This window comes from Bradyrhizobium sp. USDA 4516 (assembly GCF_054055915.1).
Map to the genome: position 1 here is coordinate 962,553 of NZ_JBSRXT010000001.1, position 13,061 is coordinate 975,613.

General features: G+C 59.7%; 10 protein-coding genes and 2 pseudogenes. 4 read left to right on the forward strand and 8 right to left on the reverse strand.

Going from position 1 to position 13,061, the window contains the following annotated elements; all coding sequences use genetic code 11:
• Position 1: 1 nt before the first annotated feature.
• Positions 2–1,615 carry a calcium-binding protein gene (locus tag ACVI1L_RS04525; RefSeq protein ID WP_310885755.1) on the reverse strand — a complete coding sequence of 538 codons (1,614 nt, stop codon included), beginning with the start codon at positions 1,613–1,615 and terminating at the stop codon, positions 2–4.
• A 273-nt stretch (positions 1,616–1,888) separates the two neighbouring features.
• Between ACVI1L_RS04525 and ACVI1L_RS04530 the strand changes: the two genes are divergently transcribed.
• The gene (locus ACVI1L_RS04530; protein ID WP_253623534.1) at positions 1,889–3,466 is read left to right on the forward strand and encodes a winged helix-turn-helix domain-containing protein; all 1,578 of its coding nucleotides are present in this window, start codon (positions 1,889–1,891) and stop codon (positions 3,464–3,466) included.
• Positions 3,467–3,932: 466 nt separating this feature from the next.
• A complete protein-coding gene (locus ACVI1L_RS04535; RefSeq protein ID WP_456782388.1) occupies positions 3,933–4,163 on the forward strand; it encodes a hypothetical protein in 231 nt (76 codons plus the stop codon).
• A gap of 292 nt (positions 4,164–4,455) precedes the next feature.
• On the opposite strand, the pseudogene ACVI1L_RS04540 reads toward ACVI1L_RS04535, so the two are convergent.
• The 3 genes and pseudogenes from ACVI1L_RS04540 to ACVI1L_RS04550 form a co-directional block, all read right to left on the reverse strand.
• Positions 4,456–5,493: pseudogene (locus ACVI1L_RS04540) on the reverse strand (IS1182 family transposase); the annotation flags it as partial.
• A gap of 64 nt (positions 5,494–5,557) precedes the next feature.
• Positions 5,558–5,749 (reverse strand): hypothetical protein, encoded by a 192-nt coding sequence (locus tag ACVI1L_RS04545; protein WP_456782389.1) that lies wholly within the window; start codon positions 5,747–5,749, stop codon positions 5,558–5,560.
• Between the two features lie 1,450 nt (positions 5,750–7,199).
• Positions 7,200–7,913, reverse strand: a pseudogene (locus ACVI1L_RS04550) (IclR family transcriptional regulator); the annotation flags it as partial.
• Between the two features lie 173 nt (positions 7,914–8,086).
• Between ACVI1L_RS04550 and ACVI1L_RS04555 the strand changes: the two are divergent.
• Positions 8,087–8,944 (forward strand): LysR family transcriptional regulator, encoded by an 858-nt coding sequence (locus tag ACVI1L_RS04555; RefSeq protein WP_456782390.1) that lies wholly within the window; start codon positions 8,087–8,089, stop codon positions 8,942–8,944.
• Between the two features lie 126 nt (positions 8,945–9,070).
• Here the strand turns inward: ACVI1L_RS04555 and ACVI1L_RS04560 are convergent, their stop codons facing one another.
• Genes ACVI1L_RS04560 through ACVI1L_RS04575 form a run of 4 tightly spaced genes read right to left on the reverse strand, consistent with a single transcriptional unit; the run spans position 9,071 to position 12,011 of the window.
• Positions 9,071–10,027, reverse strand: coding sequence for a glutathione S-transferase C-terminal domain-containing protein (locus ACVI1L_RS04560; RefSeq protein ID WP_456782391.1), 957 nt, complete (start codon positions 10,025–10,027; stop codon positions 9,071–9,073).
• Positions 10,028–10,048: 21 nt separating this feature from the next.
• Positions 10,049–10,357 (reverse strand): DUF1330 domain-containing protein, encoded by a 309-nt coding sequence (locus tag ACVI1L_RS04565; protein ID WP_456782392.1) that lies wholly within the window; start codon positions 10,355–10,357, stop codon positions 10,049–10,051.
• Between the two features lie 41 nt (positions 10,358–10,398).
• On the reverse strand, positions 10,399–11,550 hold the full coding sequence (locus tag ACVI1L_RS04570) for a DSD1 family PLP-dependent enzyme (protein ID WP_456782393.1): 1,152 nt from the start codon (positions 11,548–11,550) through the stop codon (positions 10,399–10,401).
• Between the two features lie 2 nt (positions 11,551–11,552).
• Positions 11,553–12,011: a tautomerase family protein gene (locus ACVI1L_RS04575; RefSeq protein ID WP_456750660.1), complete on the reverse strand. Its 459-nt coding sequence runs from the start codon at positions 12,009–12,011 to the stop codon at positions 11,553–11,555.
• Positions 12,012–12,386: 375 nt separating this feature from the next.
• Here ACVI1L_RS04575 and ACVI1L_RS04580 point away from each other — a divergent pair, with 375 nt between their 5' ends.
• Positions 12,387–13,058 carry a GlxA family transcriptional regulator gene (locus ACVI1L_RS04580; protein ID WP_456782394.1) on the forward strand — a complete coding sequence of 224 codons (672 nt, stop codon included), beginning with the start codon at positions 12,387–12,389 and terminating at the stop codon, positions 13,056–13,058.
• Positions 13,059–13,061: the final 3 nt, after the last annotated feature.

Sequence of the window (13,061 nt, forward strand, 5' to 3'; positions counted from 1 at the left end):
CTCAGGCGGCGTGCGGCTGAGCGAGCTGCGGCTGCTGGCTCAACGGCGGCTCGGCGACGGGCATCGCGCCGTGATCCGCTCCCGCCGAGACGAAGCTCGACGCCATGAACTGGCCGAGCAGGCTCGCGCTTGCCGCCGCCGTATGCGCGAGGCCTGGCGCCGCGCCCGGGATCACGACGTTGTGTCCCGCACCGCCATCGAGGACATTCTGCGGGCTGCCGCCGAGCAGAATGTCATCGTCCGCGCCGCCACTGAGGATCTCGCTGCCGTTCCCGCCGATCAGGACATCGTCGCCGCCGCCGCCATTGGCAGTGAGCAGGATGCCGTTGCGCAGTCCGGAAGCCGAGATCACATCGTCGCCGCCGAGGCCGTTGATGACGAGACGGTCGCCGGCGCCGACATTGGAGATGGTCACGTCCGTCGCAAGTCCCGTCACCGTGATGACGCCGTTGCTTTCCGTGACATTGATCGCGTCGTCACCGTTGGTCGCATTGAGCACAACCGTGTCCGGCTGCGCGTCATTACCGCCGAGGTCGATGTTGACCTGACTGACGCTGGTGCCGGTCAGGTCGTTGACGGTGATGGTGTCCGCACCAGCTAGCGCATTGACATCGATGGTCTCGATGCCGGCGAGGTTCATCGAGACCGTGCCGACGTCGCGGGTTAGGGTGGCGCCGCTGCCCTTGGCCGAGACGGTCATGTTCTCGGTCACATTGGCGCCGTTGAACACCAGGGTGTCGTTGCCGTCACCGCCGTCGACTTTGTCGCTGCCGTCACCCGGATTCCAGACGAAGGTGTCGTCGCCCGCGCCGCCGAACAGCTGATCGTTGCCGCGGCCGCCGATGATGGTGTCGTTGCCGTCACCGCCGAGCAGCGTGTCGTTGCCGTCGCCACCGGTGATGGAGTCGTTGCCCGCACCGCCGTCTACGGTTAGCTTGATCAAGCTGGAAAGGCCGTTTCCGGCGGTGAAGACGTCGTCGCCGCCATTCATGTTGAGCACGATGTTCTCGGTGGTGCCGATATCGAGCGAGAACGGCGCCGGGCTGATGCGATCGAATCGTACGCGGGAGCCGTTGGCGGTGAGGATGAAGTTTTCGGCGCCGTTGCCGCCGTTGACCTGGGCGGTGTCGATGCCGTCGCCACCTTCCATCAGGTCGGTGCCATCGCCCGGATTCCAAACCATGAGATCGTTGCCGGCGCCGCCGAACATCTGGTCGTCGCCCGCGCCGCCAACCAGCGTGTCGCTGCCTCCGCCGCCGAACAGCAGGTCGTTGCCGCCCTTGCCGATCAGGGTGTCGTCGCCCGCGCCGCCGAACAGCCGATCGTTGCCGGAGCCGCCGGTGATGACGTCGTTGCCGGCGCCGCCGAACAGCTGAGCTGCCGGGAGTGCACCGTTGGCCTCGTCCAGCGCGATTGTGTCGTTGCCGCCGGTGCCGAACACCTGGATCAAGGAGGTGTTAGCGACCGTCGAGGTGCCCCCCGTGACCGGGACCGCGCCGCCATTCACGAGGATCGTTCCGGCCGCGGAGCGACTCACGGTGATCGAGTTGTTGAGATTGTCGTCGAACACCGACAGCAGGCCGGTGGTCGGAGAAAAGCCAGCTTTGATAGCCATGGTCGTCATCCTTCCAGAGGTTTCATGCCCCTTGACCGATACTTAGCCGCGAAGAGGATGACAGGCTTGAAGCCGGTCTTGAGAACGCCGTGATTTGCCTGAAGAAGCCCTGCTGATTTCCTGATTGTGCTATTGTGATCGGGCCGTGATCGCCTGAGCCCCCAGCCGGACGCGGCAAACACGCGCCGCGGCGCACCAAAGACGGTTGCAACCACGGTCGATGCGGTCCAAATCGCGACAGGCCGTTGCGGCAGTCCGGTCCAGGATACGAGCATGCAGTTTCATTTCGCCGATTACGTGCTTGATACCAGCGCCCGCGAGCTGCGGCTCAGGTCTGAACTGATTGCAGTCGAGCCCCAGGTCTACGACCTTCTGCTCTACCTGATCGAGAATCGCGATCGCGTCGTCACCAAGGACGATCTGGTTGCTTCGGTGTGGGGCGGCCGCGTCACCTCGGATGCGACGCTGACCAGCCGCGTCTATGCCGTGCGCAAGGCGGTCGGCGACAGCGGCCAGCAGCAGAAGCTGATCCGCACCATTTCGCGCAAGGGTCTGCGCTTCGTCGGCGAAGTGCGCACGCCGCCGATGGACGACGAGCTCGGAGAGCTTTGCGCGGAGCCGGACTTGAACGAATCCAGCGAGCGAATTGCGGCATTACCTCTGCCTGACCGTCCCGCCATCGCCGTGCTGCCTTTTGCCAACATGAGCGACGATCCGGACCAGGATTATTTCTCCGACGGCATCAGCGAGGACCTCATTACCGCGCTCTCGAAGCTGCGCTGGTTCTTCGTGATCGCGCGCAACTCGTCGTTTGCCTACAAGGGCAAGTCCGTCAACATCAAAGAGGTCGGGGCGACCCTCGGCGTCGGTTATGTCATCGAAGGCAGCGTGCGCAAGGAAGGCGATCGCGTGCGCATCACCGCGCAGCTCAACGACGTCGCCACCGGCAGCCACCTGTGGGCGGAGCGTTACGATCGCAGCCTCGCCGATGTGTTTGCCGTGCAGGACGAGATCACCGAGGCGATCGTTGCGTCGATCGAGCCGCAGCTCTATGCGGCGGAGCATTTTCACTCCAAACGCAAGACCCCGGACAGCATGGACGCCTGGGGTCTGGTGATGCGGGCGATGTCGCATTTCTGGCGGATCACGCCAGCCGACTATGTCAAAGCCCAGGAGCTGCTGGAGAAGGCTATTGCGATCGATCCGTACTACGGACAAGCGCTTGCCGTTCTGTCCGCCAGCCACACCTTTTGCGCCTACAATGGCTGGAGCGAGATGGCGACGTCGGTGCCGATTGCCGAACGCGCGGCGCTGGCGGCAGTCCGCGCCGACAGCGAGGATCCCTGGGCGCATCATGCGCTGGGTTGCGTTCATGTGCTGCTGCGACGTTTCGATGAAGCGCTTGGCGAGTTTGAGCTGGCGCTGAAGCTCAATCCAAGCTTTGCGCTGGCACTTAGCGTGTACGGCCTGGCGCTGACGTTCAGCGGCCACTGGGAGGAAGCCGGCGTCGCCACCACGAAGGCGTTGCGCCTCAGCCCGCGCGATCCATTTGCGGCGATCTACAACGGCATCGCCGCCCATGCCCAGTTGGTCGGACGAAATTACGAGGAGGCGATGCGCCTGGCCGGAGCCAGCATTCGGCTTCGCACCGATCATGTCTCCGGCTACCGCATGCTGACTGCGGCGGCTGCGATGGCCGGACGAGGCGAAATCGCCACGGCTGCATTGCAGGAACTGCTCCGCAGACAGCCCGATTTCTCCCTAGCCTGGATCGGGAAGAACTTGCCGTTCAAATACGAGGCCGACCGCGAGCACTATCTGGAAGCCTTCCGCCGGGCCGGCTTGAGTTAGCTTGTGCTCTTCCTGGGCTCAAGTACCACAAATCAGGATGACCGACCAAACCCCTCCCCGCCAGCCGCAATGTCTCAGATGGGTCAAAAGCGCCGTTTCGACCACCGCCCGGGTGCTTCCGGTTTACCCACGGCACCGGACATCTCCTTGCGACGCGCCAACGGAAGCGATGGGCCACGACACAAAGTCGCTGCGCTCCAGCCCGCTGCGCGGGAGCAAGAGCCGAGAGGCCGGTAGCCGGTTGAGAGGATAGTCATAGCGCTGGAGAGCCCCGTCCTGATGTTCTAGTTTGAAGTAATCGCCGGCCACAAATCGGATGAGCCTATGGAGATCCCAACACCTGCTGAGCGCGACGCGCTGTTTGAAGAGTTTGCTCGCGCGTTGTTCAAACACGATATGGAGGCGCTTTACAGAGCCGGAGTTCGTCTGGCGATATCACGATGGGGTTTCGCCGGAAGTTGTACTCGTGGGGCGTGAGGCCATCCTCAAGCACCTCGAGGAGAAGAAGACCTTTTTCGCGACAAGCCGCTTCCATGAGATCGTCTATCATCCCGTCGTTTCCTTCATGACATTCGGCGTTGGCGAGATTGTACGCTCAACCGGCGAGCGCCGGGAGCAACACGGTATCGAGCACTACACGTTCGAAGGTGGCAAAATCGCTACGAAGGACGTGTATCGCAAGCCGATCATACGCTGACCGATGGGCAAAGCCGCGTTTAGGCCATCCACTGTGCCGAAGATCCAGCCACGGAGGCCAACGAGTCCGCTCCGAGTCAAAAGCCGCCCGCGGCGACCAAGCCGTGTGACTTCCGGTTCACCACGAAGAGCCGACGGTCCCGATAGTCATACAGGCGGTCAGCTGTGGTCCCAGGCTGTGTGAGAACCTCTTTTGGGCAGGTCGGAAGTCCGGCATCGGCTCGATTTGGGCGGTCCGATGGCGACGCGAGGCTTCTGAACCTGAAGGTCGCCGATCTGGCGTACAATATCCCTTACGTCTGCATCACCTCCAGCAGTGTTCGGCAACCCAGAATCGCTATGACACGTTTCATATTGTAGGCGAGTACATTCAGCGCCATCTCGGTCGCAACCTTGTGTCGTCTTTGCATCAGGAAGTGCGTCGCACCCATCCAGGCCTTTATGGTCCCGAACGGATGCTCGGCCGTTTGACGGCGTAAGGTCATCTTGTTGGGGTCTTGGTCGAGCCGCCGCTGAACCTTCTCCAGCACCGCCTCGTGCTCCCAACGCGCGATGCGCCGCTCGGGGCCAGTCGTGCACTGAGCTTTGAGCGCGCAGCCTTGGCAAGCCGTCGTCCAATAACGGCGCAGCATCTTACCATCCTCTTGGCCGGCAAAGCGGTAGGTGGGCCGTTCTCCAGCAGGGCAGCGATAGATGTCCTCGGCCGCAACATAGACGAAGTCCTGCTTGCCAAAACGGCCGGCGGCTTTCGCCCCTGAGGTCAGCGGTTTCGGCAATGTGACCGTGACGCCCAGCCTGCTCACAGGCGCGAAGTTCTTCGCCGTCGTAGTAGCCGCGATCCGCAACAACCTCGAGCGTCTCGACCGCCATCTCGGCACGAGCCTGCCCGGCCATGTTAGAGAGTTGGTGACGGTCGCTGCCCACGTTGATCACATCGTGAGCCACAATGAGATGATGCTGCGTATCAACGGCAATCTGCACATTGTAGCCAACGATGCCGGTGTCCTTGCCGCTTGTCGCCATCGAGCGTGCGTCAGGATCGGACAGTGAGATCTGCTTGTCCTCGCTCTTCATCATCTCGGCGTTGATCGCGTTGAGTCGGACGATCTCTTCCTTGAGCTTCTCGCTCTTGCCCTTCAACCGCTCAACCTTCGCCTCCGGCACCGCGTCGCCATGCCGATCGGCGGTTTCAAGCTGCGAGAGATAGCGGGCCAGCTCTCATCGATCCGCTCGAGACGCCTCTTCGTCTTGGCTTCGGTGAAGTTCTTGTCCCGTGCATTGACAGCCTTGAACTTTGATCCGTCGATGGCAACGCTCGCTTCACTGAACAGATCAGCGTCTCACCGAAAGAGACTCAGCACCACACAGCGTCGCCGACAAGGACGAAACTCAGCGTCACATCGTAGGCGTGTTCAGGGCGTTGTAACCCGCTGCCTTCAAGTCATCTATTGAGAGTCGACCGTTTGCTGCGGCTTCGAGGATCTTGGAAGCAACGTGCGTCCTAGCGCCGGTTTCAAAGACGGAAATATTCTCGCAAACTTCCTCTAGCACCGCTCTTAGCAGCGTGGTCGTTTCGGCGTCGAACATGCGTTTCCCTCCAATTGGAGATTGATGCTGAACTCCGCGCGAGCGGAGTATGTTCGCTCGCGCGGCGATCGCCACGCATTCCAGTCTGGGCCATGAAATCCCAGCTCCGGGAGCTTGGCACTTGTCCGCCAAGGTTTTGTGACACGCGCGTTCATCGTTGCGCTCCCAAGGCCGCTTCAATGCCCTTGAAAAAACTACGCCGTCGGGCTCGAAATATCGTGTCCCGGCGGCGCCTGTCACTGGGCCCCTTAAATCCCCCAGCGAAACACGATCTAGCAGCCATTCACCCGCGCATTTGTGAACCAGGTCACAATCGCCCCCCGTAAGAACCCGGCCCTTTACACTGGCCAAGAGGTCAAGAAGATATGGGGGTAGGTGTCAGCTAGCTTTTAGCCACGAGCGCTTGGGTACATGCGAAGAACCGATTCAGCACTGTGTTTGATGATCGGAGCCGTTATATGGCTTCTTCTAATGCTGCAGTCTGCGAAATCCGCTGAGAATGAAACCAACAATACGCTCCGTACGACACATTCGACCTACACAATTTCAGAAACACCCGAACATGAATACACGCAGTGCCTGTTCCGCAACGGCGAGCGCCTCTTCTGTTCGACTGCAGGGGGTGTTCTCTATTTCGGCGAGCCGGTCAAAACTAGAAGCTACACTCTCTTGCCAATTTCCGATTCCTGCGGCGGTAACGGTTGCCCTTCGCGGGACGTTCGACTCGTTGTCGAACGGGGTTCAAAAATAACGGTCAAAAATGTTGTAGAAGATTGTTATTGGTGTGAGCTAACGGTCCTCCATACAAACGCTCGAACCGACACGGCGACCTTCAAGATCGGCAATAAGCAGGGTTATCGGCTAGCTGGGAGTTTTCGAAGAGGCACTCTGTCAGTTCATCGCTCGAAGATCACCTCGAAAATCGACGCCAGAACATGTAGCGATTTGCATGAGACGATAAAAGCATGCGCGTCTAGTGAAACGCGACCTTGCTTCAATCCATACAACTCGTCCGCCAGCGGCAACCGCATGATGCTTTCTATTGAAAATGACCATCCCAGTTTTTCGAGAAGCGCTTTCAACGAAACGTGCGACAACATTTGCGGTAGCGGAAAGGAAATTACGTACCGGCAATTTTCAAGCAAGTTCTGCCGTGGGTGAAGGCGCGCGCGCCGCCACAGTGGGAGCGAACAGCCCCCAGCACTTCTGCGGGCTATGGCCAGTGTTGGAGCCGCTGCCGCGCAACCGCCCCTGCCCCGCCAGTTCCATTCGCGAAGCCGACGCAGGCGCGGCGTGCGCCTTGCCCATGGAAGCAAAAGGAAGTTTGATCCCGGGCGGTCTTCCCGGTCTTCCGCGCTGTTTTCACTCTGCCGACGTTGGACGGAATAGCCGACGCTTGTGCAGACCCGCTTCTGCCAAAAGCAAGTGATCCTTCGTCCACGCGCGCCTATTAAGGTTGCGTACGGGGGTTCCCACGAAGCTCTGCCGAGAGCTCCGCTGCGATCTGATGCACGGTCGCGCCCATCTCCGGCAAGCGATCATCCGTCAGCCGATCCGCCATCCCCGAGACCGAGACCGCGGCAAATGGTTCGCTGTAAATGTTGAAGACGACCGCGGCCACGCAGCGCAGGCCAAGCCGCGCCTCTTCATCATCCACTGCATAACCCTGGTTACGTACGATCTCCAACTCCCTGAACAGCTCGCCAGGTCGAACGATCGACTTTTCCGTCAAGCGCGGCATGCCACGACGGCGGATGATCGCGTTGACGTCGGCATCGGAATACGCGGCCAGCACCGCCTTCCCCACGCCCGAAGCAATCAGCGCGACACGTCCGCCGACCTTGGTCAGCGAGCGCATGATCTCCCGGCTTTCGATCCGGGATACGATGATGATCGATTCATCGTTGACCACCGCAAGATTGGCCGTTTCCCTAGTCTGGTCGCGCAGCTTGCGGAGATAAGGTAGTGCCCGGGCAGAAAAATTCCGCCAGCGCGTGAAGGTCGAGCCGACCACGAAGCTTTGCGCGCCGATGTGCCATTTGGACTCCTCGCGGTCGAACTGCACGAACCTGCGGTTCTCCAGCGTCGTCAGCAGTCGATGCGCCGTTGACGGCGGCAAGCCGATGCGGATCGCAAGATCGGTCAGACGATAAGCTCCATCGTTTCATCCCCTTGTTGAATGCTGCTGATGCGAAATTGGCTCATTCAAAGAGCCTTAGCGCGGGCATCGGGTGCCGAACTTGGGCTGTGCCGCTTGCTCGAAAACCTACCTCCCGATTGACTATATTGAAATAGCGTGGCTAAATATATCAGACATAACACGATGATATGTATGCCATGATTACGCTTGATGTCGACGCGGTGCACGCGTTCGTTCTGGTCGCGGACTTGCAAAGCTTTACTCGGGCTGCAGAGGCGCTCGACACGTCGCAGGCGGCCATCAGCGTAAAGCTCAAACGGCTCGAGAATCGTTTGGGAGAAAAGCTGATCGAGCGGACACCTCGGCTCGTCCGTCTCTCTGCTCGCGGCGCCGCGTTTCTTGGGGTTGCGCGCGATTTCCTAGCCGCTCATCAGCGAGCGATCGCTGGGCTCACGACGATGTCTCGCCGCTTCACGCTGGGTATCGCCGATCAGGTCGCTGGGCCAGAGCTGCCGGTGCTTTTGGCACGGCTTCACGCCTATGATCCCGCATTGCTGATCGAGGTACAGATCGATGCATCACGAAATCTGCTGGATGCGTTCGAGCGCGGCACTCTCGATGCCGCAATCGTCCGTCGTGAGAACGAGCGACGCGATGGAGAAGTCCTGTCTCAAGAGCGCTTTGGTTGGTTTGCCACACCAACCTTTGCGCACAAGGAGGGGGACGCGCTTCGCTTGGCCTCATTGGCAGCATCATGCGGTGTTCGAAATATCGCCACGCGAGCCTTGGATTCCGCTGGCGTGAGTTGGGTTGAAGTATTTCTGGGTGGCGGTACAGCTGCAGTCACAGCGGCAGCCTCTGCCGGATTAGCTGTCGCCGCGTTGGCCCATCGGGTCGCGCCGATCGGCCTAGTCGAGGTTGGTGAAAAGTTGCAACTACCGTCGCTCCCATCAACCGCAATTGTCTTACATTCGGCTTTGACAGATCCGCAATCGCGGGGAGCTTTGCGAACGATTACGGCGACGTTCCGCGAGCATCGAGCGCCAACGTTTTGACCTCGGTCGACCTCCAAGCGCGCTGACCGGAAGCGCACGGAGTAGTCAACAATATTGAGAAACGCGAAGAAAATCGACCGGCAGTTCTGGACGTGGAGTACGCCGCCCGCTCAGCTCGAACATAGATTAAAGCGCTGACCGGAAATCAACTATCGGCGCTTCCGGCGTGATACCGCGTCGACTAGCGACTCCCCAGTCACCGTCATAATAATGGGTCAGAATATGATCGAACCGTACCGTCTTTTCGACACCGGGGAGTTGATAGATCCGCTTAGTTAACGCGGCGAGGGCACGATAGTCTACGAGCCGCCGACGACTGGCACGGAAAAGCGGGTTGTATACGCAGTCAAAGCGGACCAAAGGAGTAAAGATCAAGACATCGGACAGCGTCGGCTGATCTGCAAGCAGAAACGGCCGACCACCGCCAACGAGCTCTTCCATCTCGTCGAGAAATCCGAACAGCCGATCCATTGCAGTTTCATAGGCGGCTTGGTTCTCCGCTTGCCCGACGGCGTACACTCCTTTTGAGAGATTGTTGCCTATTCTTGCATTCAGTTCATCAATTTGTGGCCTCAGCGACCGAGGATACAGGTCGAATTTACAATCAGCACCAAGAGGGTCGAACGCCTCGCACAGCATCTTCGCAATTTCGATCGACTCGTTGTTGACTATAGTTCGCGTTCTCGTATCCCATAGTACCGGGACGGTCACCTTGCCGGTGTAGCCCGGGTCAGTCGCACTGTAGGCTTCGTGTAGGAATTGGAGGTCGCTGGCGACCGCATTGCCTCCCACTAAGCTGGCGTCAAACGTCCAACCTTCTGGTCGATCCCAGATCGGGTGTAGTAACGAAATTGGCACCAGACCCTGGAGTCTTTTTAAGGCATGCACCACTAGTGCGCGATGGGCAAAAGGACATGCATAAGAGACATACAGACGGTATCTCCCAGGCTCGACCGGATAATCTAACGATGGTCCTTTAGAAAGGGATCGGCGAAACCTTCCATCGTGTACCATGCCCGCACTTACCATCTTTGGCGGAGCCGCTATATCGCCTTTCCACTCGCCATCCATCATCAACTTCATCGATGTAGCTTTGAGTTTGTATCAACGACCGGGCTGAGCTCCTTCATAGCCAGCAATGATGAGGAAATCGGCGTCGCACCCATTCTTCAGATATGGCAGAGCGTCCTGATATTCGGGCGATAGATAGCAGGCGAGCGCGGCTTCGTGACTAGGAAATTCTATGACCACGTTGTGCTGGCGCCCCACCCCCATCACGCGTTCGAAGGACCCACCCCTGACGACAAATTTGGCGCCGAACTTGGCGAATGCCACGAGGTTCCGCCGGCGATACTCATCGTAGGCAGTTTCATCCTTCACCTGAAGCTGCGCTATCCAGTAACCCTTAGGCATCGCCTGCTCCTTGTAACCAGCTAACAATTGAAAACGCGCGACTACTGCGATCGGCGCGCAGCCTCGATGTCAACGATATCTACAAGCGTATCGCCACGGACGAAGTGATAGACCGAGTACCGGTCGACCGTCGGATCGCAATGGGGTGGGGTGAGCTCGATCCGCTCTCCGAGCTCGATCCCATTTCCTCCGACAGGACGCATTACTCCACCGTGTTCGTCTCCATAGTAGAAATAGCCATCATTCGCGAAACGCTGATCAGCGACACGGGGAACCGGGCCATCGGTCGCAAAGGCCTTGAGGCCGGCATCGACGGTGACCCACTTCTCCGCATTGATGCTGACGACACGCCCTTGTACGAACAGGCTCTGCTTGAATCCGCCATCGTCATCCTGGCCGAGCGCGTCGCGATACTGATTGTCCATAAAGATATATGACCCCGGCTGGACATCGTTCAGTACTTTTAACGCGGCGTCGGCCGCAAACGTCCCCGTGCCACCACCAGTTACGAGCGGGACGCGATACCCCAATTCCCGCAGCTCGTAGACAATCGCACTGAGACGATCCATACCGGTCGCCACGGCTTTTCGCCGCTCCCCTTCGCCAACGATATGCTGCCAGATGCCGCCGTATCCTTGCACGCCCACCAACCGAAGCGATGGGTAGCTAGCGATCTTCCCCGCGAGCGCTATAGCCGCAGGGGGCGTCGCGACCCCTGTGCGCGCCATCGCAACGTCGACGTCGATCAGCACGGACAAGGTTCGGTCGGCCTTGGCTGCGGCCGACCCCAGAGCTTCAACCTGCTGCTCGTGATCGACCACGAGCATGAGGTCCGCATCTGTCCCTGCGAGCGCAATGGCACGATCGGTCGTATCGGCACCCACCACTGGCGATGTGACGAGCAATTTGCGAAGACCCGCATTCGCCAATGCTTCGGCCTCACCCAGCTTTGCACAGCAGACGCCCATCGCGCCGGCAGCGATTTGGAGTCGCGCGATCGCTGCCGACTTGTGGGTTTTCGAATGCGGCCTGAGCGCCAGCCCCGCTTTCTTGGCCCGCTGTGCCATGCGCTCAATGTTATGTTCGAGCGCCTCGACGTCAACGATGAGAGCGGGCGTCGGCAATTGATAGCGCGAGCCAACGCGACCAATTAGGGCTTTCGCCTGATCCATGGCCGTCGAGCCGTTCGTCATGACTAAGCTCCCTCGATCATGCTGACCAGATGCTCGAATTTGGTGATCGATACGTTGTCAGGCAAGCGGAGGATCTTGCCGTTCTGCGCCCACTGCCCTTCCGTCACCTCGTGAATAACCGCCGATGTGAAGACGGGATAAGGTCTGTCCTTGCCCAGAGCTATATCCACCGCGTCGTTGAGAGCTTGAGCGAATTTCGTCTTCCGTGCCCCGTCGAGCACGCCGGCAGGAAGCTGGTAGTTGATGAAGACGCCTCCAAGCTTTCCATCGGCCGGCTCGCTGTTTGAGTAGAACTGTCCCGCTGGCAGCTCCTGCAACAGGATCATGCCCCTGGCACGAGAAGCAGGTAGGTCGGGCACCGACTCGGCGATGAAAGCCGCCTCGGTCAGGGCCTTGACCAGTTTCTGCTTAGCAGCGGCGTTGAAAACACCCGGCGTAAGCGTGACATACAGAAGAGGCATATGGATCTCCCATTAGTAGCTGATGGTTGATCTTGCAAAACGCGGCGTTCGTTTTACAGTGGCACATCTGACAATAATCATGCAGGTTTTGCCAAATGGTCAGAATTGATATCCTGATCCTGGAAGGCTCCAGTCCGGCGGCACTCGGGGTCACGCTCGACGTACTGGATACGGTCAATCGGCTAGCTGACGAGCCGGTCTTTGAGTGGCGTGCGGTTGTCAGCGATGGCTCGGTTGCCAAGCTACGGGGTGGCGTGAGCTTGCCCGCACAATCCCTACGCAGGTCAAAACCCAGAGACCTCGTTATCGTGCTGGGCATCGGCGCCGGAACCGACGCCGCAGTGGATGAGAGGATTGCCGCGCCGGATGCCACCCATGCAGCAAATTGGCTGCGCGCTGCGTGGCGAGGCGGCACGACGGTTGCAGCATCTTGTACCGGGGTTTTTTCTGCTGGGCCAGGCAGGACTGCTCGACGGCAGGCGTTGCACGACGACCTGGTGGCTGACACCAAAGTTGAAATCGCTCTTTCCGAAAAGCCTTGCTGATTCCGACTCTATGCTGACGGAAGATACCCGGGTGTGGACGTCCGGCGCAGCTTTCGCTCACATCGACCTGATGTTTGGTCTCGTCTCGCGTTTCGCCGGCCCCGCTCTTGCGGAGGACGCGGCGCGGCATATCGTCGTCGATCAACGCGCATCACAGGCGCGCTACGTCATCCCGGCCTTTCTGGCCGCTCAGGATCCAATTGCGCGCAAGGTCGACGCCTATGTGCGTCGCCGCTTGGCGATGCCTTTCACACTCCAGGACCTGGCCCTGCAAACGGGCACCACGACCCGCACGCTGAACCGCCGGTTAGCTCTCGCAACGGGAATGTCGCCGATGAAGTTCGCGCAGAAAATCCGTGTCGATGCGGCGCTTCACCTGCTGCAGACGACGCGCTTATCGCTGGAAAGTGTTGCTGAGCGAGTTGGATTCGAGGATAGCTCGGCGCTCTATCGCCTGATCCGCCGCCACACGGGAAGATCGCCGAGCCTGTTTCGAGCATAACCG